This window comes from Intestinimonas butyriciproducens (assembly GCF_004154955.1).
Lineage (GTDB): Bacteria > Bacillota > Clostridia > Oscillospirales > Oscillospiraceae > Intestinimonas > Intestinimonas butyriciproducens.
The window spans coordinates 2,752,696-2,775,163 of sequence record NZ_CP011524.1; the positions used below are offsets into that span (position 1 = coordinate 2,752,696).

The 22,468-nt window shown below is 62.2% G+C and carries 21 protein-coding genes and 1 pseudogene; 10 read left to right on the forward strand and 12 right to left on the reverse strand.

The window, feature by feature from the left end; all coding sequences use genetic code 11:
- Positions 1-59: 59 nt before the first annotated feature.
- Positions 60-1,718: a ribonuclease J gene (locus tag SRB521_RS13590; RefSeq protein WP_033118068.1), complete on the reverse strand. Its 1,659-nt coding sequence runs from the start codon at positions 1,716-1,718 to the stop codon at positions 60-62.
- A gap of 294 nt (positions 1,719-2,012) precedes the next feature.
- Positions 2,013-4,337 (reverse strand): sugar phosphate nucleotidyltransferase, encoded by a 2,325-nt coding sequence (locus SRB521_RS13595; RefSeq protein WP_075704568.1) that lies wholly within the window; start codon positions 4,335-4,337, stop codon positions 2,013-2,015.
- 236 nt (positions 4,338-4,573) lie between these two features.
- On the opposite strand from SRB521_RS13595, the pseudogene SRB521_RS16825 reads away from it, so the two are divergent.
- The 3 genes and pseudogenes from SRB521_RS16825 to SRB521_RS13605 all read left to right on the forward strand — a co-directional run.
- Positions 4,574-4,741 (forward strand): annotated as a pseudogene (locus SRB521_RS16825) (helix-turn-helix domain-containing protein); the annotation flags it as partial.
- Between the two features lie 9 nt (positions 4,742-4,750).
- Positions 4,751-4,993 (forward strand): DUF1653 domain-containing protein, encoded by a 243-nt coding sequence (locus tag SRB521_RS16580; protein WP_052082729.1) that lies wholly within the window; start codon positions 4,751-4,753, stop codon positions 4,991-4,993.
- Positions 4,994-4,997: 4 nt separating this feature from the next.
- Positions 4,998-5,330: an arsenate reductase family protein gene (locus SRB521_RS13605; RefSeq protein WP_058118426.1), complete on the forward strand. Its 333-nt coding sequence runs from the start codon at positions 4,998-5,000 to the stop codon at positions 5,328-5,330.
- Between the two features lie 98 nt (positions 5,331-5,428).
- On the opposite strand, the gene SRB521_RS13610 is transcribed toward SRB521_RS13605, so the two are convergent.
- The 6 genes from SRB521_RS13610 to SRB521_RS13630 all read right to left on the reverse strand — a co-directional run bounded on the left by SRB521_RS13610 (position 5,429) and on the right by SRB521_RS13630 (position 11,027).
- Positions 5,429-6,262 carry a two-component system regulatory protein YycI gene (locus SRB521_RS13610; RefSeq protein WP_075704570.1) on the reverse strand — a complete coding sequence of 278 codons (834 nt, stop codon included), beginning with the start codon at positions 6,260-6,262 and terminating at the stop codon, positions 5,429-5,431.
- Between the two features lie 24 nt (positions 6,263-6,286).
- On the reverse strand, positions 6,287-7,657 hold the full coding sequence (locus SRB521_RS13615; protein WP_075704571.1) for a hypothetical protein: 1,371 nt from the start codon (positions 7,655-7,657) through the stop codon (positions 6,287-6,289).
- Positions 7,650-9,413: an ATP-binding protein gene (locus SRB521_RS13620; RefSeq protein WP_083631087.1), complete on the reverse strand. Its 1,764-nt coding sequence runs from the start codon at positions 9,411-9,413 to the stop codon at positions 7,650-7,652. The genes SRB521_RS13615 and SRB521_RS13620 overlap by 8 nt, the downstream gene beginning before the upstream one ends.
- 86 nt (positions 9,414-9,499) lie before the next feature.
- Positions 9,500-9,646 carry a hypothetical protein gene (locus tag SRB521_RS16250; protein ID WP_165366644.1) on the reverse strand — a complete coding sequence of 49 codons (147 nt, stop codon included), beginning with the start codon at positions 9,644-9,646 and terminating at the stop codon, positions 9,500-9,502.
- Positions 9,647-9,731: 85 nt separating this feature from the next.
- Positions 9,732-10,439 (reverse strand): response regulator, encoded by a 708-nt coding sequence (locus tag SRB521_RS13625; RefSeq protein ID WP_075704573.1) that lies wholly within the window; start codon positions 10,437-10,439, stop codon positions 9,732-9,734.
- Positions 10,440-10,490: 51 nt separating this feature from the next.
- A complete protein-coding gene (locus SRB521_RS13630) occupies positions 10,491-11,027 on the reverse strand; it encodes an NUDIX domain-containing protein (protein ID WP_116722377.1) in 537 nt (178 codons plus the stop codon).
- 169 nt (positions 11,028-11,196) lie between these two features.
- Between SRB521_RS13630 and SRB521_RS13635 the strand changes: the two genes are divergently transcribed.
- The 6 genes from SRB521_RS13635 to SRB521_RS13660 all read left to right on the forward strand — a co-directional run bounded on the left by SRB521_RS13635 (position 11,197) and on the right by SRB521_RS13660 (position 16,733).
- Positions 11,197-11,700, forward strand: coding sequence for a hypothetical protein (locus SRB521_RS13635; protein WP_116722378.1), 504 nt, complete (start codon positions 11,197-11,199; stop codon positions 11,698-11,700).
- Between the two features lie 242 nt (positions 11,701-11,942).
- A complete protein-coding gene (locus SRB521_RS13640) occupies positions 11,943-13,244 on the forward strand; it encodes a UDP-N-acetylglucosamine 1-carboxyvinyltransferase (RefSeq protein WP_075704574.1) in 1,302 nt (433 codons plus the stop codon).
- A 175-nt stretch (positions 13,245-13,419) separates the two neighbouring features.
- Complete coding sequence (locus SRB521_RS13645; RefSeq protein ID WP_058118430.1) at positions 13,420-14,205, forward strand: MBL fold metallo-hydrolase; 786 nt, start codon at positions 13,420-13,422, stop codon at positions 14,203-14,205.
- Between the two features lie 15 nt (positions 14,206-14,220).
- A complete protein-coding gene (rlmH, locus tag SRB521_RS13650; protein WP_058118431.1) occupies positions 14,221-14,703 on the forward strand; it encodes a 23S rRNA (pseudouridine(1915)-N(3))-methyltransferase RlmH in 483 nt (160 codons plus the stop codon).
- Positions 14,704-14,716: 13 nt separating this feature from the next.
- Positions 14,717-14,992, forward strand: coding sequence for a hypothetical protein (locus tag SRB521_RS13655; RefSeq protein WP_033118079.1), 276 nt, complete (start codon positions 14,717-14,719; stop codon positions 14,990-14,992).
- Between the two features lie 13 nt (positions 14,993-15,005).
- Positions 15,006-16,733, forward strand: coding sequence for a phospho-sugar mutase (locus SRB521_RS13660; protein ID WP_116722379.1), 1,728 nt, complete (start codon positions 15,006-15,008; stop codon positions 16,731-16,733).
- A gap of 56 nt (positions 16,734-16,789) precedes the next feature.
- Here the strand turns inward: SRB521_RS13660 and SRB521_RS13665 are convergent, their stop codons facing one another.
- Positions 16,790-17,665: a DegV family protein gene (locus SRB521_RS13665; protein WP_075704575.1), complete on the reverse strand. Its 876-nt coding sequence runs from the start codon at positions 17,663-17,665 to the stop codon at positions 16,790-16,792.
- Positions 17,666-17,670: 5 nt separating this feature from the next.
- Positions 17,671-19,029 carry a radical SAM/SPASM domain-containing protein gene (locus tag SRB521_RS13670; RefSeq protein ID WP_116722380.1) on the reverse strand — a complete coding sequence of 453 codons (1,359 nt, stop codon included), beginning with the start codon at positions 19,027-19,029 and terminating at the stop codon, positions 17,671-17,673.
- 245 nt (positions 19,030-19,274) lie between these two features.
- Here SRB521_RS13670 and SRB521_RS13675 point away from each other — a divergent pair, with 245 nt between their 5' ends.
- On the forward strand, positions 19,275-20,312 hold the full coding sequence (locus tag SRB521_RS13675) for a hypothetical protein (RefSeq protein WP_116722381.1): 1,038 nt from the start codon (positions 19,275-19,277) through the stop codon (positions 20,310-20,312).
- Between the two features lie 88 nt (positions 20,313-20,400).
- Here SRB521_RS13675 and SRB521_RS13680 read toward each other — a convergent pair whose 3' ends face one another.
- Together SRB521_RS13680 and SRB521_RS13685 are read right to left on the reverse strand one after the other, a co-directional pair.
- Positions 20,401-20,949 (reverse strand): TetR/AcrR family transcriptional regulator C-terminal domain-containing protein, encoded by a 549-nt coding sequence (locus tag SRB521_RS13680; protein ID WP_116722382.1) that lies wholly within the window; start codon positions 20,947-20,949, stop codon positions 20,401-20,403.
- Positions 20,950-21,062: 113 nt separating this feature from the next.
- The gene (locus SRB521_RS13685; RefSeq protein ID WP_075704579.1) at positions 21,063-22,463 is read right to left on the reverse strand and encodes an MATE family efflux transporter; all 1,401 of its coding nucleotides are present in this window, start codon (positions 22,461-22,463) and stop codon (positions 21,063-21,065) included.
- Positions 22,464-22,468: the final 5 nt, after the last annotated feature.

The following is a 22,468-nucleotide window of genomic DNA, read 5'->3' on the forward strand; positions in this document are numbered from 1 at the left end:
GGGGAAAGCAATTCCCTGCGGCGCGCTCCATCCGGGGATGGGCGCAAAAGGCAAGCGCCTCAGACCTCCATGATGACAGGCAGGATCATCGGATTGCGCTTGGTTTTTTTGTAAAGGAACCCGGACAGGTCGTTTTTGATCTCGCCCTTGATGGCGGCCCAGTCGGTGGTATGGGTTTTCTCGCACCGCTCCAGCGCCTCCATGGCCACACGCCTGAGCTCCTCCATCAGCCCCTCGGACTCTTTCACGTACACAAAGCCACGGGTGATGATGTCCGGGCCGGAGACCACGGCTCCGTTTTCGCCGGACATAGAGGTGACCACCACGATCATGCCGTCCTCGGCCAGATGCTTCCGATCCCGGAGCACCACACTGCCCACATCGCCCACGCCGTATCCGTCCACAAAGACCTTTCCGGCGGGGACCGTGCCGTTGAGCTTGATGGAGTTGGAGGTCAGCTCAATGACCTTTCCGATATCGCTGATGACGATGTGGCGGGGGTCCATGCCCATCTCCTGGGCCAGCTTGGCGTGGACTTTCAGGTGCCGCTGCTCACCGTGGAGTGGGATAAAGAACTTGGGTTTGATCAGCGCATGGATGATCCTCAGCTCATCCTGGCAGGCGTGGCCGGAGACATGGAGCTCCCCCACCCGCTCGTTGACCACTTCGGCCCCCTTGCGGTAGAGCTCGTTGACCACGTTGCCGATGGAATTTTCATTTCCAGGGATGGCGGAGGCGGAGATGATGACCCGGTCTCCCGCCTGGATGTCCACCTGCCTGTGGGTGGAGAAGGCGATCCGGGTGAGGGCAGACATGGTCTCGCCCTGGCTGCCGGTGGTGATGATGCAGATTTTGTTCTTTGGAAGTCCTTTGATATGGTTAAGGTCCACCAGCGTCCCCTCCGGGACGTTCATATAGCCCAACTCGGTGGAGACCCGCAGGGCATTCTCCATACTGCGGCCTGTAACGGCCACCTTGCGGCCGTACTTCGCCGCGACGGATATGACCTGCTGAATGCGGTCCACATTGGAGGCGAAGGTGGTAACGATGATGCGGGACTCGCAGTTGCGGAACAGCGCGTCGAAAGAGGCGCCTACGCACCGCTCGCTTTTGGTATAGCCGGGCCGCTCCACGTTGGTGGAGTCGCACAGGAGGGCCAGTACGCCCTTCTTCCCCAGCTCGCCCAGACGGGCCAGATCGATCATGCCGCCCTGGATGGGGGTGGAATCGATCTTAAAGTCGCCGGTATGGATACAGGTGCCCACCGGTGTTTTGATGGCGAAGGCCACCGCGTCGGCGATGGAATGGTTCACATGGATAAACTCCACACTGAACTTTCCAGCCTTTACCACCTCACCGGCCTCACAGGTGATGAGCTTGGTCTTGTCCAGCAGGCGGTGCTCCTCCAGCTTCAGCTTCACCAGCCCCGCCGTCATGCGGGTGGCGTAGATGGGGGCGTTGACACTCCGCAGGAGATAGGGGATGGAGCCGATGTGGTCCTCGTGACCATGGGTGAGGAAGATGCCTCGGATCTTGTCCTGGTTTTTGATGAGATAGGTAAAGTCGGGGATGACCACGTCGATGCCGTACATGTCGTCGTCCGGGAAGCCCATGCCCACGTCCACCACGATGATGTCCCCGCCGTACTCGTACACGGTGAGGTTCTTGCCGATCTCGTTGAGACCGCCAAGAGAAATGATCTTCAGTTTTTCTGCCATAAAAGTAATCTTACACTCCTTATTTTACTGTACCAAAATGGATGGTATGTAGACATCGGAGCGCAGCAAAGCACAGACGTTTCCCCTCCGCGCTTTCCGGCCCTGCCTCGCCGGAAAGCGGGATGGCGGTCCGCCATGCTCCGCTCCATGTCCAATTTTGCCTTATATATCAGTGCCTAAGCACATAAAGCCATATGAGATGACACTTTAGTATACCACAATGAGATATAAAAGTATACAAGAATTTTCCTCTCCGGCCCTTTGTGAGGGCGGAGTGGGGGCATTCCTTCCCGCCTATCCCTGTCGGTCCAGCTCGCGCACCCGGTCGGCATACTCTCTGCACAGCGCCTCGGCATCCTCCAGTGTGGCGGCCTCCACCGCTACCCGGAGCGCAGCCCGGCGGCTGAGGGGCGCCAGCCACACCACGCCTCCCCGGTCCTGGATGCGCACCCCCTCCCCGTTCTGCGCCCCCGCAGCCTCAGCCAGGTCCTGCATGACCTCTCCCCGGCTCCGCCGGAGGGGCACCTCCCGGCGGAGAACCACAAATTTGGGGACCCGCCCCGCCAGCGTGGAGAGCCGTTCCCCCGTCTGGCCCAGACGGGCACACAGCCGGACTGCGGCGAAGATCCCGTCCCGCAGCCAGGGAAGGGCGGCATAGACCTCCTCCGCTTCCAAACCGTCCCGGTCCAGGGCCAGGACCTCCCCGCCGCGTACGGCGGCCAGCGCCCGCACCGCCTCCGGCGCCCCCGCCGGGAGCGCCACGCGGCCTCCGCCGTTCTCCAGCTCGATGAGGCTGACCAGGGCCAGGACCCGCTCCGGCGGGAGGACCGTTCCCTCCTCATCCCATGCCGCCAGCCGGAGGCCGCCATACTCCGCGGCAAAGCCGGGCACCCCCACGGCCTTCCGGGGCAGCACCACGCAGCCCAGCTCCTCCAGCGCCGAGCGGAGGAGCCGGTCGGCCGGCGTCTCCCCAGGCACGGAGACCGCCACCGGCGTCATGGAGGCCCCGGCATACCGGGCTCTGCGAGCCGCGTCGGCGGCGCAGGCGGAGGCCGTCCCCGTCACATGTTCCCAGGCTCCCACTCCGTCGGCGGACGCACGGCGGACCTCGCCCCGGAGAAGGGCGCCCTCCAGCTTGCGCTGCCGGGCCCGGGAGAGAGGCAGCCCCCGCCGGTCGAAAAAGTGGAGAAAGATTCTCTCCCCCTCCTGTTCCACAAAGAGGGAGGCGGGAAGAGCGTACCGCTCCGCCACCCAGGCCCCCACCGAGGGACATCCGCCGTCGTGGAGGAGTACCGCCGCGCCCGCCGCCGCCGCGCCGCATCCGGCGCAGCGGGCCAGCATCCGGGCACACTCGCCCCCTCCGTATCCCAGTCCCAGCCTGCCCTCGGCTCCCAAGGCCCCGCCCAGGGTCATCAGCAGCTCCGGACTCAGTTCCTCCTCCAGCGTGCCCCGTATCACGCCGCCGTCTCCAAAACAGGCGCGCCCCGTCCCGCCGCCGCTGACCAGAGAGGCCGTGAGCCGTGCCCCCTTCGGGACCTTTCTCCCCGGCCAGACCTTGACCCGTTCCATGAGGACGCTGTTCTCCCCCGCCATGCCCTCGGCTCCCAGCACCGCGCCCTCGTTGAGGACGGCTCCGGCCTGTGCCGCGGCACCGCGGCACAGGATGGTGCCGTACAGCGTGCAGCGTTCCGCGACTTTGGCATTTTCCATCAGGACACTGCGCTGGACCAGACTCCTCCGGCCGACGAAGGCTCCCGGCCCTACCACGGCATGGGGGCCCAGGAGGCTCCCCTCTTCAATAGAGGCCCCCGGCCCGATCCAGCAGGGCGGCACCACCGTGATCCCACCGGGCAGCTCCTCCGCCGCCCAGATGCCGGGGCCCCGCTGGGGAAGTCCCATATCCATCGTCACCTTGCCCCCCAGCGCGTCGGCGGTACAGGCCAGATAGGCGCCGCAGTCCCCCATATCGCACCAATAGCCATCCGCTATGTGCCCATATAGGGGAGCGCCCTCCTCCAGAAGCGCCGGAAAAAGATCCTTGCCGAAGTCGCAGGCCCGCCCTTCCGGCACACGGTCCATGGCCCGCCGGGTAAGCAGGTATATCCCCGTGTTCACTGTGTTGGTAAAGACTTGGCCCCAGCCGGGCTTTTCAATGAACCGCTCCACCCGTCCGGTATCGTCAGTAAGGACCAGGCCGTATTCCAGCGGCTCCGGGTGGCGGTAGAGGACCAGTGTGGCGTCGGCACGGCTGGCCCGGTGAAAGCCCATGGCTGCCGACAGGTCCAGATCGCACACGGCATCCCCGCTGATCACCAGGAAGTCGTCTTCCCCCAGGTGGGACATGCAGTTTTTTACACTGCCCGCCGTGCCCAAGGGTTCCCGCTCCACAAAATAGGTCAGGCGCACCCCCAGCTCCGCGCCGTCTCCAAACCAGCTCTGCACCACCTCGGGCATGTATTGGAGGGTGACGCAGATATCCGTGATCCCATGGCGCTTGAGCAGGCCGATGATATGCTCCATGACCGGCCTGCCCAGAAGGGGCACCATGGGCTTGGGGAGCCCCAGGGTAATGGGGCGCAGACGGGTGCCCTCGCCTCCCGCCATAATGACTGCTTTCACAGGAAAACCATCCTCTCTCTTAAAAGGCGATTTTCCCTAGTATTGCCCTCCGGGACAAAATTAACACACGAAAGCCCTCTGTGCTGTGCTTCCTGACCTGCGCCCCTTTGGAGCAGATCCCACGGGGCCGCATTTCTGCGTCATGGCGGAAGGCGCCGCAAATCTTTAGTCCTAATACGACTTTTTTGAATAGTCGTATTAGGAGTATTGTATGGTATAAAGGGAGGGGATATCTCATGTTCACACGTCTGCGAGATTTGCGGGAGGACCATGATCTCAAGCAGGAGACCCTGGCGGCGGAACTCGGGATCCGGCAAACGACCTATTCCAAATATGAGCTCGGCAAGATTGCCGTCCCCGCTTCCGCGCTGATCCGAATTGCGGACTTTTACCACGTCAGCCTGGACTATCTGGTGGGCCGTGATGCCGGGCCTGCCAAGGCCGAGCCCGTCAGGCCCGGCCTGTACCGCCATTTCAAGGGCAAGGAATACCGGGTGCTCTACAACGCCGCCCATTCCGAGACGCTGGAGCCGCTGGTGGTCTATCAGGCCCTGTACGGGGAGCGAGGCGTCTGGGTACGCCCCGCCTCCATGTGGAGCGAACACGTGGAACGGGACGGCTATTCCGGACCCAGATTTACCTATTTAGGAGAATGAGCCAATGAATATTCAGATTTTTGGCAAATCCAAGTGTTTTGATACCAAGAAGGCGGAGCGATACTTCAAGGAGCGGCGGATCAGCTTTCAGTCCGTGGACCTTCTCAAATACGGCATCAGCCCCGGCGAACTCAAAAGTGTGAAAAATGCGGTGGGTCTGGATGCCCTCATCGATGCCAGGCACCCTGACGCCGCGCTGCTCACCTACCTGGCCTATGAGGAGGACAAGCTGGAAAAGCTGCTGGAGGTCCCCCGCCTGCTGAAGACCCCCATCGTCCGCAACGGGCGGCAGGCAACGGTGGGCTATTGCCCGGAAATCTGGAAGGACTGGTCGTAAGCCGTGCCGGCTGTAAAAATGCGGAGCCCTGCCGTCGTGCAGGTCTCCGCGTTTTTTTGCGCGTATGTCCCCCCGGACCGGGATGCCCGGCGGAGGCTTTATCCCTCCGGGGTGATCTCGCCTGTAATGGCATTCCAAAAGTAGCTGCCCTGGTCGGTGGTCACATACCAGGCGGGGATCAGCAGGGCCGGGTCGGACTGGGCGTTGCTGTCCAGGAGATAGCCCGCAGTAAAGCCGGTGATCTCATTGCAGACCCGGCTGTTCCGGTTCACGTAATCCACAAACCGCATGAGGAGCGTTACCAGATTCATGGGCTGCTCCATGCCCTCCTGCTTGGGAATGCCCGTCAGCCGGTAGCTGACGTTTCTCTGAATGCTTTTCAGTTCCTCGTCCCGGAATACCAAGACGGCGGTGCGGTCGAATACCGGTGTTCCCTCCCAGCACTGCCGCAGCGTCACCACCGTCTCTCCGCCGCTCTCCTCCGTCGACATGACCTGTGCCTCAAAGCCTATGGTTGCGAGCAGATCCACGGCGAACTCCTCGGGCTCCGCCCCCGCCAGAGGGTAGGCCCCTGTCCGGAACTCCGCCGAGAACTCTCCGTCCACATAAAACTGCGCGGCCCCCTTCGCCCCCACATAGCGCAGGGCCTCCGGCGGAGATGCGGTAAGCTCCCCCAGCAGCGCGGCGGCCTGGGTCTCCTCCAGCTCCGGGTCACGGGTCACGCTCATGGGCGTGAGGTCCAGCTCCTCGGGCAGGATCTCACGCTCCAGACGAATGCGGCTGGTCTCCCACAGCACGGCCAGGGCGTCCTCCCTGGCGCTCTCATAGGAGCTACGGCTCTCCCACTGGCGATGGACCACCAGTACCAACAGGAAGAGGTTCACGGCGGCCAGCATGATGATGATGATATTTTTCAGTTTGGACCACTCCACGCGGCGCCGCCTCCTTTCCCTCCGTCAAAATGCGCCCCAGGCGGCGGTGACGGTGTCGCCTCTGGTGTCCGGATAGTAGAGCATCAGCTCAGAGCCGCCCCCCTCCAGGGCGGAGAGCGCCGCCGTGGCCTGCAGCTCAGGCAGTACCATGGGTCCCTCCTCCAGATAGGTGTAGGTCCGGAGCTGGAGGCGGAAGGCGGTGATGGCGCCGCCGGAGATCTCCACCCGGGCCGCATAGCCGTCCCGGCCCACCAGGACGGGGGCGCCGTCCAGTTGGTAGCCGATCAGCACCGCCGTGCCGCCTGCCTCGCCCTCCTCGGTGCCGATGAGATAGAGCCGGGCCTCTCCGCACAGGGGCGAGAGCGTGCGTTCCACGAAAGCCCAAGCGCTGCCTACGATCTCCCAATGGGTAAGGTTCTCGCCCTCCCCCTGGACCGGGAAGCGGGGATCCTCCAAGTCGGCGGCCTCATAAGTGACCAGGCCGTTTTTAAAGATATGCAGCCGCTCGGCTCCCTCCTGGACGGCCACGGCGTTCCGGTAGGGATAGGACATGGATTGGGCGTGGAAGGACAGGCTCTGGACCAAGGCGTCAAAAGCCGCGCCGTAGCTGCCACCGGTGTCCGCCGGGAGCGGAACCGGATTGGAGGAGGCATATCTGCCGGGCTGGGGTGTGGCCCCTCCCTCCAGCAGCGTATATGGGTCCAAGATCGCATAGGGCCCTCCACTCTCAAAGGCAAAGGCCGCCCCGTTGGGGGAGATGCCCTCCACGAGCTGGGACAGCCGTTCCGCCAGATCCCGGGTAGTTTCACAGGCATAGTACAGGCCGGTATCCTCATTGATATAGTACAGCACCACGTCTCCCTCGTCGGTCACGGTGAGGAGCAGCCGCCGGGCGGTGTCTGTCAGCGCCTGGTTGGGCGCGCGCCCACCGCTGAGCCAGGCGGAGAGGTCGGCCAGAGGCACCCCGCCCAGGAAGTCCAGATAGACGCCGGGATTTTTGGACCCCAGCGCGGCCTGAAATTTTGCGGCCGTGGTCTGTTCCGGCGCGGAGCATCCGGCCAGCGCATCGGAGAGAGGGTTTGCAAAGCTGCTGAACAGCCGCTCCACGCTCTCCTGATCGTACTGAATGCCGGAGCGCCCGTGAGGACTGGTGACCACAGCGCGGACCGGACGCACCGCCGTCCCTTCGCTCCAGACCGCCACGGACTGGGCGGGCTGCGTCTCCTCCCCGCCCGGCAGGATGGAGAGGACCGACGAGAGCCAGCTCTGGCCGATGGCGGAGCCGTCCATGTAAAACTGCGTGCGCCCCACCAGGTAAAGGGCCGAAACGGACAGCAGGACGATGAGCAGACTTTTCCCCCACTCTGTCAGACGGCGCTTTCTTTTCTCAGACATGGGAGGGCCCCCCCACAGGCAGCTCCATGCGGACGGTGAGTCCGGGTCCGGACCGGTCCACCAGTCTGATGGTCCCCTCATGCCGGTCCACGATTTCCTTTGCGATGGAGAGCCCCAGGCCCGTGCCGCCGGATTCGCGGGAGCGTGCCTTGTCTACCCGGTAGAAGCGCTCAAAAATACGGGGGCGGTCCTCCTCCGGGATCCCGATGCCGTTGTCGGTGACCTGCATCCACACCTTGCCGCCGGACCGCCCGGCGGTGATCTCGATCCGCCCGCCGTCAGGGGTATATTTGATGGAGTTGGAGACTACGTTCATCATAACCTGGAGGATGCGGTCCCGGTCCCCCACCACATCGGGGAGACTCTCCTCCAAGTCCAGGATCAGGGTGTGACCGTGGCGCTGGGCCTCCATGAGCACGGCGTTATAGATGTCCCGGACGGCCCGTTCGAAGGCGAAGGGGGCCAGCCTGATCTCGCTCTTCCCGGAGTCAAAGCGGGAGAGTGTCAGCAGATCCTGGACGATATGGGTCATCCGGTCCGACTCGTTCAGGATGACCCCGAGGAAGTTTTTCTCCATTTCCGGCGGGATATCCCCCGCCCCGTCCGTCAACGTCTCGGCATAGCTGCGGATATTGGTAAGAGGGGTGCGCAGCTCATGGGATACATTGGCCACGAATTCCCGGCGCAGCTCTTCCGTCCGCCGCTGCTCCGTAACGTCGTGGATCACCACCATGACGCCGCCCTCGTCGCTCTCCTGGTCGAAGGGCGCCATCAGCAGCTCCAGGCTCCGCTCTCCCACAGACCGCTCCTGTCCCAGGTAGCCGGGCTGTTCCAGCGAGAGTACCTGCTCCAGCGGCGCCGCGTCCGCAAAAAGCACGCTGTAAGTAGTCTCCTCCCCGATGGGCCGGGCCAGCATGTCCTCGGCGGCGGGATTTTTCTGGATCACCTTTCCGCTCTTGTTGAAGGCCACCACGCCGTCCGTCATGTGGAGGAAGAGGGTATCAAGCTTGTTGCGCTCGTTCTCCGCCTCCCGGATTGTGGACTGAAGCTGCCGGGCCATGATGTTAAAATTGGCGGTGAGAATGCCGATCTCATCCTTGGACCCCACCTCGATTTTATGGGAGAAGTCACCCGAAGCCACGCGCTTGGCGCCGTCGGTCAGGCGCTCGATGGGCGTGATCATGGTCTTGGCCAGCAGGAAAGAGAGCAGCACTGAACTCACCAAGCCGAAAATCAGGGCCTGGATGATGAGCATGAAGAGGGAGCTGTTGAGCTCCTGTACCGTCTGGCGGTTGTCATAGATATAGATGATATAGCGGACCTCCCCCCGGGTAATGGGTATGGCGGCGTCCATATAGGAGGCGGTCACGTCGCTGCTGGAGGCCGGCTCGCCCGTCCGCAGGCTCTTGAGCACGTTGGGACTGCTCTCCAGGCTTTCCCCCATCTTCTCATCCGAGCCAGCCAGACAGATGCCGGTGGTGCCGTCTAGGATGAAGTAATTCCGGGTACGCCCGTCTACCCCCAACTCGCCCATATTGGCCTTGAGCACGCGCTGAAGGCCCTCCACACCGTCCTGTTCCCCGTCATAGGGCTCGGTCAGGGCCTCGTAAAAATCCATGTTCTCCGCAGAAAACATGGTGGTCATACGCTCATTGAAATCGTTCAGATAAAAGCGCACCACAGAGTTCATCAGAAAGGCGCCCACCACGGTCATCAGGGACACGATGAGCAGCACCATGATGAGCACCAATTTCATATGCAGGCTTCGGAACATATGGGGCGGGCGCCCCCTTTCGTAAATCTGATCGGGATATCCCTGTGCACCTTGCGCCCGGCGGGTGCTCAGGCGTTAAAGAGATAGCCCAGGCCCCGGCGGGTCACCACGAACTGCGGGGACGCCGGGTCGTCCGCGCCCCATGCGGCTCCGCCGCACGGGGACCCTGCATCTCTGCTGAGATGCTCGGCGGAAATCAATTCCGCCTGCGCCAAGGTTTTGCCCTTCGGCCAAAACGCTTGTCCGGCGCTGACCGCGCCGCCCCATCCAAGATGGGGCCCCGGTGGAGGACGCCCCTCCTCAGGCGTTAAAGAGATAGCCCAGGCCCCGGCGGGTCACCACGAACTGCGGGGACGCCGGGTCGTCCTCCACCTTCTCACGCAGGCGGCGGACGGCCACATCCACGGCCCGCACATCTCCCACATAGCCCTCATAGTTCCACACGTTCTCCATCAGCGCCTCCCGCGAAAACACCTTGCCGGGGTTGGACGCCAGGAATTTCAAGAGTTCGTACTCTCGCTGGGTGAGGTCCAGCGGCGTATTGTCCTTATAGGCCATCAGGAGCTCGGCGTCGATGGAGATACGCCCCAGCTCCAGCCGTCCGCCGACGGACGGCTGGGCGGAGGTCCCCACGGCCGCCATACCGCTGCGGCGGATATTGGCCTTTACCCGCGCCAGCAGCTCCCGCATGGAGAAGGGCTTGGTGATATAGTCGTCAGCCCCCAGCTCCAGCCCCAGCACCTTGTCGGTCTCCTCCTCCCGGGCGGTGAGCATAATGATCGGCGTGGTCCTGCCCGCGTCCCGAATCGCCCGGCACACGTCAAACCCGTTCTTTCTGGGCAGCATCAGGTCCAAAAGGATCAGATCCGGGTCCTGCTCCAGGGCCAGCTGCAGCCCCGCCTCTCCGTCATAAGCCTCCAACGCGGTGTACCCCTCCCGGGTCAGGTTAAAGCTGAGAATGTCCACAATGTTCTTCTCGTCTTCAACGATCAGAATCTTCTTTGCCATATCGCGCCTCACTTTCGTCTTGATTGTCACAGCGGGCCCAATCGCTCTTGCTCACAGTCCCAGCAGAAGCTTGGTCTTCATCAAAGCCGCCACGGTCTTGGCGTCCTGGAGCTCGCCCCGCATCACCTGCTCCATCAGCGTCTCGAACGGCACCCGTTCCCGCTCCAGAAATTCATCCTGATCCGGGTGGAATTCCCCCGTTTTCAGGGCCCGGGCCAGATACATGTGGAGCACCTCGTCGGAATATCCGGGTGAGGCCAGCAGGCAGCCCAGGTAGGTAAGTGTTCCGGCCGTCAGGCCGGTCTCCTCCTCCAGCTCCCGCCGGGCGCAGACCCTGTGATCCTCTCCCCGCTCCAGCTTTCCGGCGGGAAGTTCGGTCACCACCCGCCCAAAGGGATACCGAAACTGCCGCACCACGGTAACGGTACCATCGTCGTGATAGGGCAGAATCGCCACGCCGCCCGGATGAGCGATCACCTCCCGCCGCGCCGGCCTCCCGTCGGGCAGTTCGATCCTGTCCACCCGAAGCTCCACGATATTCCCCTTGAAAACAGTCTCGCTGGATATGGTCTTTTCATACAGTTCCACACGTACCGCTCCTGTCCGCATCTCTGCATAAGTAAGAATTAGTATACCACAGACCGGGGCGAACTGCAATCATTCCCGCTTTCTCCAATCATTACAGCTACCCGGCGTGCCTCCGGCGCTTTATAATCATACTCTGCCCCAACGCCGCTTTTTTAGGAGGAGGACCCCTATGACCATCCAACCCATCGGCGCCGCCAGTGTGGCGCTCTACCTCACCCCCGACGACCTGCGGGAGCACGGCCTCACCCCCGAGGATCTCACCGAGGAGCTGGCCCTCCGTCTCACCAGAGAGGCCTTTTCCCAGGCTGGTATCTCTGTGGAGGGCACGCTTGAGATCGAAGCATACCCCGAGCTGTGCGGCGTCCTGGTCTTCGCCCGTTTTCAGCCGCCCCGGCGGCTCTGGTTCACCTTCCGCTCCCTGGAAGAAGTCCTGGCCGCCGCCCGCGCCCTGGGCAATCCGGCGCCGGAGGGCGATCTGGTGTGGTGCGACGGGGTCTATTGGCTCTCCCTGCCCGCCGACGCGGAGCGGGCCGCCTGCCTCCTCTCCGAGTTTACCGGTCCCGCCGACTCCTCCCCCTTCCTGTCCACCCGCCTGGGAGAGCACGGCAGCACGCTCCTCACCGGCGAAGCGCTTGCCGTCCTGCTACATTATTTTCCCGAGAAAATGGAATAAAACCGGAAAAATTGGGCAAATTTCCTCCGGAAATATTTCCAGCAGAGAATGCTGTAACATTCGTGTAAAATTTCTTTTGATTTTGCATACTAGGGATGTTATAATACCATTGCATTGGAGTGGGCTGCCGTCGCGCAGACCGCAAGAGAATGAGAAAATCGGCCGGATTTCGGATGGTCCGGCCGTTGATACGCGGACCCGGCGGCAAGCGGGTCCGGCGAATGAGGATAGAAGGTGCGGTTTTGACGAAGTATGTGATTCACGGGGGCAAACCGCTGTATGGAGATATCGAGATCAGCGGCGCCAAGAACGCCGCGGTGGCCATCATTCCTGCCGCCCTGCTGGTGGACGGCGTGTGCCGGATCGAGAACATTCCCCAGATCAGCGACGTCACCCTTATTTTGAAAATTCTCCAGGAACTGGGTGCAGATGTCCGCACCGTGGACCGTACCACGGTGGACATCGACTGCACCCGCGTCCGCAATGCCAGGGTACCCGACGTGATGGCCCGCAAGATCAGGGCTTCCTATTATTTTATCGGCGCGCTGCTGGGCCGGTTCGGGGCCGCCCAGGTGCCGCCTCCGGGCGGCTGTCACCTGGGCGCCCGTCCCATTGATCAGCATATCAAGGGCTTTGTGGCCATGGGCGCCGACGTGGACGTCCGAGGCGGCTATATCAACGCAAGCGCGAAGGACGGTCGCCTGCAGGGCGCCCAGGTCTATCTGGACATCGTCTCCGTAGGGGCCACCATGAATATCATGTTGGCCGCCGCCCTGGCCGACGGCATGACCATCATTGAAAACGCGGCCAAGGAGCCCCATATCGTGGATCTGGCCAATTTCCTCAACTCCATGGGGGCCGATATCATGGGCGCGGGCACGGACGTCATCAAGATCCGTGGGGTGGACCGTCTGGGCGGAGGTGTCTACTCCATCATACCCGATCAGATCGAGGCGGGCACTTATATGGCCGCTGTGGCCGCTGCCGGCGGCGAAGTGCGCATCCGCAATGTCATCCCCAAGCATCTGGACTGTATCACCGCCAAGCTGGAGGAAATGGGGGTGGAGATCACGGAGGGGGACGACTCGGTGCTGGTGCGCCGCGATCCCGCCCGCCGTCTCTCCCGCACCAATATCAAAACACTGCCTTATCCCGGCTTCCCCACTGATATGCAGCCCCAGATTGCCGTTGCCCTGTGTCTGGCCGAGGGGACCAGCGTGATCACCGAGGGCGTGTGGGACAGCCGCTACCGCTATGTGGACGAGATCCACCGCTTGGGGGCTCAGATCCAGGTGGATGGAAAGGTCGCCGTCATCGAAGGGGTGGACAGGCTCACCGGCGCGCCTGTGCAGGCCTGCGACCTGAGGGCCGGCGCCGCCATGGTGATCGCCGGCCTCGCCGCCCACGGCACCACAGAGGTGGATCAGATCCAGTATATTGAGCGCGGCTACGAGGATATCGTCCGCAAGCTCTCCGGCCTGGGGGCCGACATCCGCGTGGTGGTCACCCCCGAGGAGGAAAAAGCCCAGGCTTCCGTTGGATGAACCGTGGCGCGGGCGGCGGCTTTCTGCCGCCGTCCGCTTTGTCTTGTTGGGGGGCCGTCTTTCATTGATCTCCCCCTGTTCTGTTTTTTCACCGGATGCGTGGGTGCACCTCGGCTGCGGCTGGCTGACCGTCGATCTTTCGCCGGATAAATTCTGATACATAGGAGCGATTCCCTTGCTGACACTCACCACTCTGGCCAGCGGTTCCTCCGGGAACTGCATCCTGCTCTCGGGAGGGGGCGAGCACATCCTCATTGATGCGGGCATCTCCTGCCGCCGCATCTGTCGGTCTCTCCGCGCCCTGGGGGTGGAGCCGGAATCCCTCTCCGGCGTGCTCATCACCCATGAACACACGGACCACATCTCGGGGCTCGCCACCTTGACCAAGCAGTTCCGGCTTCCGGTCTATGCCAGTCCCGGCACCGCCCGCCAGCTCTGTTACCGCATCGCTGCCCTGGAGGACGTGCTCCATGCCTGTGCCCCGGGGGGCTCCTTTACCCTGGGCAGTCTGGATGTGGAGACCTTTCCCACCCTGCATGATGCGGCCGAGCCCATGGGCTATGCCGTCTCCTGTGGAGAACAGAAGGCCGCCGTGGTCACGGACCTGGGCTTTGTCACCGATCAGGTCCGCGCCGGGATGGCGGGGGCCGGGCTGGTGGTGGTGGAGTGCAACCACGATCCAGACTGGGTGGCGTCCAGCTCCTACCCATATGCGCTGAAACGCCGCATTCTGGGCGACCATGGTCACCTCTCCAACGAAGCGGGCGGCGCTCTGGCCCGGGATGCTGTGGCCCACGGCGCCCGCGCAGTGGTGCTCGCACATCTGAGCAGTGAAAATAACACACCTGAGCACGCCAGGGCGGCCGTGGAGCGTATACTCTTCGCCTGCGGCGCCTTGGCGGACGGGGTGACCCTGGCCGTGGCCCCCCGGTCCGAGCCGGGTCCCACGTATGCGCTCTGAATCGGAGAGACTGCCATGCTCAATATTTCCATCCTCTGTGTGGGCAAACTGAAAGAGCGCTTCTATACCGAAGCTGCCGCCGAATACGTCAAGCGCCTGGGCGGATACTGCCGTCTGAATCTGGCGGAGTTGCCGGAAGAGCGCCTGCCGGAGCGCCCTTCCCGTGCTCAGATCGATGCAGCCCTCGTCCGGGAGGGAGAGGCCCTTCTACAGCGCATCCCCAAGGGCGCTCTGGCGGTGGCCCTGTGTGTGGAGGGTCGGCTTCTCTCCAGCGAAGATCTGGCCCGGCGCATGTCCGACTGGATGTTGGAGGGCCGTTCCAGCGTGGTCTTTCTCATCGGTGGCTCCTATGGTCTGGCCCCGCGCGTAAAGGACGCCGCCGTCCTGCGCCTGTCCATGTCCCCCATGACCTTTCCCCATCACCTGGCCCGTATCATGCTGCTGGAGCAGCTCTATCGGGTCTTTAAGATCAACCAGGGGTCCGGCTATCACAAATAGAGGAGGGTGTCTTGTGAGCACGGAGAATTGGCCCCTGTCCCCATCGGGAGTGCCAGAGCGCGCCGCGCTTCTGGACTGGGATGCGGATCTTCCTGCTTTCAGCGGCATCGCCCTGTCCAAGCTGGAGGCTTTCGGCATCCCTTTTTACACCGCCCGACCCGGACTGGGCGAGATGTCGTTTTTCTATACTGGAGCCTCTCTCACCGGGGTGCAGGTTTTTGTCCCTGAAAGCCTCCTGGAGGCGGCGAGGGCGATTCTGTCCCCCGAGGAGAATCCTGCGGAAGAATGAAGGAGGAATCACTATGTCCTATCAGGAAACCTACCGGAAATGGCTGGAGAGCCCTGCCCTCAGCGCCGACGAGAAGGAGGAGCTTCGGGCCATCTCCGGCGATGACAAGGAGATGGAAGCCCGCTTTTTCGCCCCGCTGGAGTTCGGTACTGCGGGCCTCCGCGGCACCATGTGCGTGGGACTCCACAACATGAACGTCCATGTGATCCGCCACGCCACCCAGGCCTTTGCCGAGGTCATCCTGGCGGAAGGTCCGGAGGCTGCGCAAAAGGGCGTGGCGGTGTGCTTCGACTGCCGCAACCACTCCCAGGAGTTTGCCCGGGAGGCGGCCTGTGTCATGGCCGGCAACGGCATCCCCGTGCGCCTCTTCGATGCCCTGCGCCCTACCCCTGAGCTATCCTTCGCCATCCGGGAATACGGCTGCATCGCCGGCATCAACGTCACCGCCAGCCACAACCCCAAGGAATACAACGGCTATAAGGTGTACTGGGCCGACGGCGCTCAGCTCCCCCCCCACCATGCCGATGCCATCGCCAGGAAAATGGCCGAGCTGGACCTCTTTACCTCCATTCAGAGGTTGGATTACGATGCCGCCGTCTCCCAGGGCCTTATCACCCTGATGGGCGCCGAGACTGACGAGGCGTTCCTCTCCCGGGTCATGGGGCAGGTCAACGACCGCGCCGCCGTGGAGCGTGTGGCCGACGATTTCAGGATCGTCTATACCCCCTTCCACGGCACCGGTTACAAACTCATCCCCGAGGCCCTGAGGCGCCTGGGCATGAAGCACGTGCTCTGTGTTCCCGAACAGATGGTCCTGGACGGGAATTTTCCCACCGTGGCCTCCCCCAATCCGGAGAACCCGGAGGGCTTTTATCTGGCGGTGGACTTGGCAGACCGCGAGGGGGCGGACCTCATCGTAGGCTCCGACCCCGACGCGGACCGGATGGGCTTGATGGTCCGCAACGACGAGGGGGCTTTCGTCCCCCTCTCCGGCAACCAGACCGGCGTACTGCTGCTGGACTATCTCATCGGCGCCAAAAAGCGCTCCGGCACCCTGCCGGAGAACGCAGTGGCCCTCAAGACCATCGTGACCACCGAAATGGCCCGGACGGTGGCCGAGAAAAACGGCGTCAGGCTGTTCGACACCTTTACCGGCTTCAAATTCATGGCGGAAAAGAAAAACACCCTGGAAGAGAGCGGCGAGGGCAAGGTCATTTTCTCCTACGAGGAGTCCTACGGCTACATGATGGGCGACTATGTCCGGGACAAGGACGCGGTTACCGCCGCCCTGGTGGCCACCGAGATGGCGGCCTGGTATCACGGGCAGGGCCTGACCCTCTACGCCGCGATGGAAAAGCTCTATGAAAAATACGGCTTCTACGGGGAGAAGACCCTGAACCTGGTCATGCCGGGCCTGGACGGCCTCAAGAAGATGGCCGCGCTTATGAGGGAGCTCCGGGACCATCCCCTGTGCGAGATCGCCGGAGTGGCCGTTCTCCAGCGAAAGGACTACTCCTCCGGGATCCTGGAGGACGTCTCCACCGGTGCGCGGGAGGAGATGGAACTCAAGGGCTCCAACGTGCTCAAGTACAAGCTGGCCGACGGCACCGACCTGGTGGTTCGCCCCTCCGGTACCGAGCCCAAGGTCAAGGTCTATATTCTGTCCCAGGGCGAAAGCCACGCACAATGCGGAGAAAAGATCTCCAAGTATTCCGCCTGGGCGGAGACACTGCAGCGCTGATCCCATCTAAAAACGGAGCGCCCGGACCATATGGTCCGGGCGCTCCGTTTTATTTCTCACCGCTTGCTGCCCCAGTACAACAGGGCCACCGTACCGGGGCCGGTGTGGGCTCCGATGATGGGCCCCATATAGACGATGTCGATTTCAATGCCCGGATGCCTCTCCCGGAGCTGACCGGCCACGAACTCCGCGTCCTCCAGGCACGCGCCATGTCCCAGCATCACCGTGCCGTCCAGTTCCGGCGCCCAGGTCTCGTCAAACCGCTCCACCAGAGCGGAAAGTGCCCGTCGGCGCCCCCGCACCTTATCCACATTCTCCAGATGTCCGGTCTCATCTACCCTCAGGATGGGCTTTACTTGGAGCGCCGTGCCCACAATGGCCGTGGCGGCGGAGATCCGTCCGCCACGGCGCAGATGCTGCAGATCGTCCACGGTGAACCAGTGGCAGACATGGAGGCGGTTTTCCTCTAGCCAGGCCGCCGTCTCCTCCAGGCTGTGTCCCTCCCGCTGCATCTTGGCCGCCCGGCGGGCCAGGAGTCCCTCGCCGGCGGAGGCGCACAGAGAGTCCACACAGATCAGCTTCCGCTCCGGGTATCGTTCCCGCAGCTCCTCCATACAGGTCTGGGCCGCCATGATGGTCCCGGACAATCCGGAGGTAAAACAGACATACAGGACATCCATCCCCGCCTTCAAAAACCGCTCAAAGCAGCTCTCATAGACGAGAGGATTGATCTGGGAGGTGCTGGCCCGCTTTCCCGCCTGGAGCGCACGATAGAATTCGGCCTCTCCCAGATCGCCGCCCACCGGAGCATAGGAGTACCGCTTTCCTTCGATCTCCACATCCATGGGCAGCATCTCCAGCCCGCTCTCCTTCATCAGCTCCGCATTCAGGTCCGCAGTGGCGTCGGTTATGATCTGGTAGGTCTTTTCCATCGCTTTTACCCCTTTCCTGTCCCGTGGGATTCCGCCCACAGCGCATCGGCCGTCCCCTTCCAGGCGGCGGCGTACGGTTCACATTTTTCACACAGGTGCGCGGCGCTCTCCGGAGACTGTAGGTCCGTGGACTTCGCCCCCGTCTCCTGCACCAGCGACCGCAGCCGCTCCGGGTTCTCCAGCATGGGGCAGGGGCGCAGGTGGTTCTGGTTGAAGGGCTGATTGTCATGATAGGCCATGAAGAGAGGGCTTTGAAGCGCCTCCAACAGCGTACATTCGTGGATGTTGCAGTTGGAATAGTGGATGAAGACACAGGGCTCCACATCTCCGTTGGCGTTGATGTGCAGATAGTGCCGCCCGCCGGCGATACACCCACCAATGTACTCTCCGTCGTTCTGAAAGTCAATGGCAAAGATGGATTTGGTCTGACGGAAGGCCCGGATGCGGCGGTACATCTGGGTGCGCTGCTCCGGGGTGAGGAGCAGCTCGGTGGAGGCGTCGTTGCCCACCGGCATATAGTGGAAGAACCAGACGAACATGGCGCCGCAGTCGATGATCTTGTCGTAATAGGCCTCGCTGCTCACATCCTGGTAGTTTTTGCTGGTATAACAGGTGGATATCCCAAAGGGCAGCTTGTGGGACTTGAGGAGAGTCATGGCGTCCATGACCTTCTGATAGACGCCCGCTCCCCGGCGTCCGTCGTTGGCGGCTTCGAACCCCTCCAGGCTGATGGAGGGGATGAAGTTCTTTACGCGCAGCATTTCCTGACAGAACGCCTCATCGATGAGCGTCCCGTTGGTGAAGGAGAGGAACTCACAGTCCGGGTGCAACTCACACAGGCGGATCAGGTCATCCTTGCGGACCATAGGTTCCCCGCCGGTGTAGATATACATATAGGTGCCCAACTTCTTCCCTTGGCGGATGATGGAATCCAGGGTATCCAGGTCCAGGCTCAGATTGTGGCCATACTCGGCAGCCCAACAGCCGGTACAGCGGAGGTTGCAGGCAGAAGTGGGGTCCAGCAGGATAGCCCAGGGCACATTGCAGTTATACTTGGCCATGTTCTCCTCCTGCGTGGCGCTCCCCTTCAGGCTGGCGTTGATAATGAAATTTTGGAAAAACGCCTTGCGGACGCCAGGATCCAGTTCATAAAAGCGCAGGATGAGCTGATACCAGTTGTTTTTTGCCGCGATGGCCTCCCGAAAGGCCCTGCGCTGAGGGACATACCAGTCCTCCGGGCAGAGCCTGTCCACCAGGTCCATGACCTTGGGGATGTTTCCCTCCGGGTCCTTCTCCAAATAATTGAGGGCCGTACTCACAGCGGCGGTAATGGCGGCACTCTTTGCCTTCTCCGTGACAGTCATGGCTGCATTTCCATCCTTTCTGCGCCTGTGTTCCCGCTGCGCGGGCCATCTCACAGGTCTTTCAGCTTACCTCTATCCTATCGGAGACCTCCCCTCCTGTCGCCGGACAATCACACCGGTCTGTGGGATTTTTCGACACTTTTCGAGAGTGTCACCTTTTGGGACATTCAGGACGTTTTGTCCCTTTTGGTCCGCCGGGGGTTGGAATAGGATAGACGTGTAAGTCTGGAAAGGGGGACGCCGATATGGAGTCAAGGGCGCTGTCCAGGGCCATGGTGGAGTCCGTCGTGGACCGGAGCCTGCGTGAAATCGTCTCGGACCCGGACCGTAGTCTCCGCAAGCTGGTGGATCTGGGCAATCTGCTGGCCCGCGGGCGCTCTCAAAAGGAGTCCTTTTCTCTCCTGAGCAGGGTATTGGAAAACGAGGGGAGCCCCTATTATGATATGGTCCGCCGCATCGTTCAGGAAGTGGACCGGGAAAAACTGAAATGCTTCGGGATCAATCTGGGCTGGGAGAGTTGGACCGTGGGAGCCGGCCGCATCCGGGCCCTGGAGGGGGAGCGACACTACAACATTCCGTGGTGCCTCACCTTCCGACTGGGCGGACAGCCTTGGGCACTGGGCGCGGAAGACTACCGGGCGCTTCTCCTCCAGGGACAGGAGCTGGGAATCTGCTCCTATTTCTTTTTCGCGGAAGAGCCCGGCGCCGACCCTGGGTTTCTCCCGGAGCTGGCCCTCCAGTTCAGCCGCTGCGCGTTTTTCCTGTTCCTTCCCCCGGCGGCCCTCAAGGAGCCTCTCCTCACGGCGGCCTCCCGGTGCGGCAATCTGATGCTCTTGCTCCGGACGGACGCGGACATATGGCGCGCCCCCGACAGCCGTCTCCGAAGCGATGGATGCCTGCACGGGCTCTATCGCACCTATACGTGTGAGGAGGACGCCGCGGACATCACATCCGGCGGCTGGCTTAACGGGCTGGGCGGGGACGCGGGACCGGCCATCTTCTATGTCCCCGCCCGGAGCTGCCCTCCCTCCGTCCAGGAGGCGGTCCGGCGCTATGCTCTGGACGCCAGGACTGCCCAGAACTGCTCCTTTTTCCCTGTGGAGTACACCTCCGACCTGCTGCTGGTGGACCACATCATCTCCGATGAGCCCTGCTTCCTCTCCGTCGCGCCGGACGGCACCGTCTGCGGGAGCCGGACCGGGCGCGAGACGGTCCTGGACGCCTCTCTGCGCTCCTCCACCCTCGCAGAGGTCTTGGAACGTTTCTTTCCATGGGCCTCGTAAGGCGGCGGGCATTTTCTCCGCCGCCCTCCCCCAGGATCGACAGCGCCCGTCCGTGCAGACCACACGGACGGGCGTTTCTTTCGTCTCTCTATTGTCCACCAAGCTTCTCCAGGGTAAGACGCGCAAGGCGCACAGCGATCTCCCGGAGCTGTTCCAGATACTCCTTCGGATGGATCTGCACACCCTCGGTGAGCCAGCGGATCAGCGACATCAGGATGGCATCGCTGAAAAAGGTGATATAAAAGTCGGCATTCTCCACCCCGTCAAAGACGTCCTTCGAAAAGAAGGAAATCAGCGGCGTAATGGCTTCACAAAAATATTCCCGAAAGGAATTCTGTCCCTCGATCTGCATCGCACAGCGGTAAAATTCCTTCTCCTCGTAGAAATAAGTACACATATCTGCCAGAAGCTTCCATCCAGCAGTATAGTTTTCGGGACGGATGGACTGGAGGAATTCCGTATCGAAGATCCAGTTGACCAGATCGTATTTGTCCCGAAAATGATAATAAAAGCTCTTTCGGCTCATCCCGCAGGCGTCGCAGATATCCCCCACGCTGATTTTGGAGAAGGGCTGCTTTGCCATGAGTTCCTTCATGGTCTGTGCCAGCGCCTTTTTTGTGATATTGGAGTCGGGCATACCGTCACCTCCTCAGCCAACGGAAACGCTTAACCTCTTTTCTTGGAAATTATATCATTTTGGACTTTTTTTTGCAAGCTTCGACCTCTGTGCAATTGACAGGCCGCGCGCACTCAATTTCTTTTTTCATTTCGCCCCGCCATTGTGACGTCGACGATCCATCCCCGGGAACGGAAGCGGCGGACCCCCGCGCCCAGCTTGGCCGCCTGCTCCATAAAGACCCCCACATAGACCCAGAAGATGCCCCACCGGAGCCCCAGCCCGAAGAGCGCCGCCAGGGGGAGCGCCACGCACCACAGCGGCAGGATATCGATCAGCATGGCGGCCCGCACATCTCCTCCGCCCCGGAGCACCCCCACGGTATTGGTGGTGTTGAAGGCCCGCAGGGGCATGGCGGCAGCGGTGAACGTCAGCATCATCGTGGCAATCCCGGCCGCATTCTCAGAAAGCCGGAAAAGTGGATAGACCACAGGCGCCAGGAACAGCCGGGTGGCAGCCAGCAGCACCAGCCCAATGCCAAGCCCGCAGAAAAGGGCCAGCGTATCCATGGCGGCTCCCACTTGATAGACCGTCCCGGAATCCCTGCCGGAGCCGATCTCCCGGCCTACCGTGATGCCGGTGGTCCCGGCCATGGCAAAGATGGCCACCAGACAGATGTCCTCGATGTTTCCGGCCAGGGCCCGAGCCGCCAAGATCTCGGTGCTCCCCTCCATATGGCCCATGATCACCTTGTAAAGGGACGTCCCCAGCCCCCACATCCCCTCGTTGAATACCACAGGGCCGGAATAGTGGATGAATTTCCGGACGATCTCCCTCCCCGGACGGATCAGGCAGGAGAGCCGGAGACGAAACCGCCTGTTGCCGCCGGCGTACACCGCCATGGCTGCGAACTCCACCACCCGCGAGATGAGGGTCGCCAGGGCGGCACCCTCCACCTCCAGGCGCGGCACGCCCAGGTTCCCAAAAATAAGCACCCAGTTGAGCGCCGTATTGGTACACATGGATATGGTAAATACGACCAGCCCCAGACGGGGATTCCCCATGCTGCGGTGGGCCCCCACGTAGATGCCGGTGAGGCTGTTGAAAAGGTAGGAGGGACCCACGATGCGGGCATATCCCGCGGCGATCTCCACCAGCGCGGGGTTATCCGTCAGCATCCCCATGAGCTGTCGGGGAAAGAGTCCCATGGCCAGGGCAAAAAGGACGGAGATGGCCCCCGCCACATAACAGCCAATCCCCATGACCCGGTTGATACTCTCCACATCGCCCTTGCCCCAATATTGGCTGATCAGCACCGAGGACCCGCTCTGCAGGCCGAAGATGACCAACTGGATCACAAAGACCGGCACGTTGGCCAGTGTCACTGCGGCCAGAGGCGCCTCACCCAGCGCTCCCACCATGAAGGTGTCGATCAGCCCCAGCGAGGTGGTGATCAGGTTCTGGAGAATGATTGGAACGGCCAGCGTCACCACTCCCCGGTAAAACGCCGGGCCCCGCTTCAGATAGTCGAACAATTCCT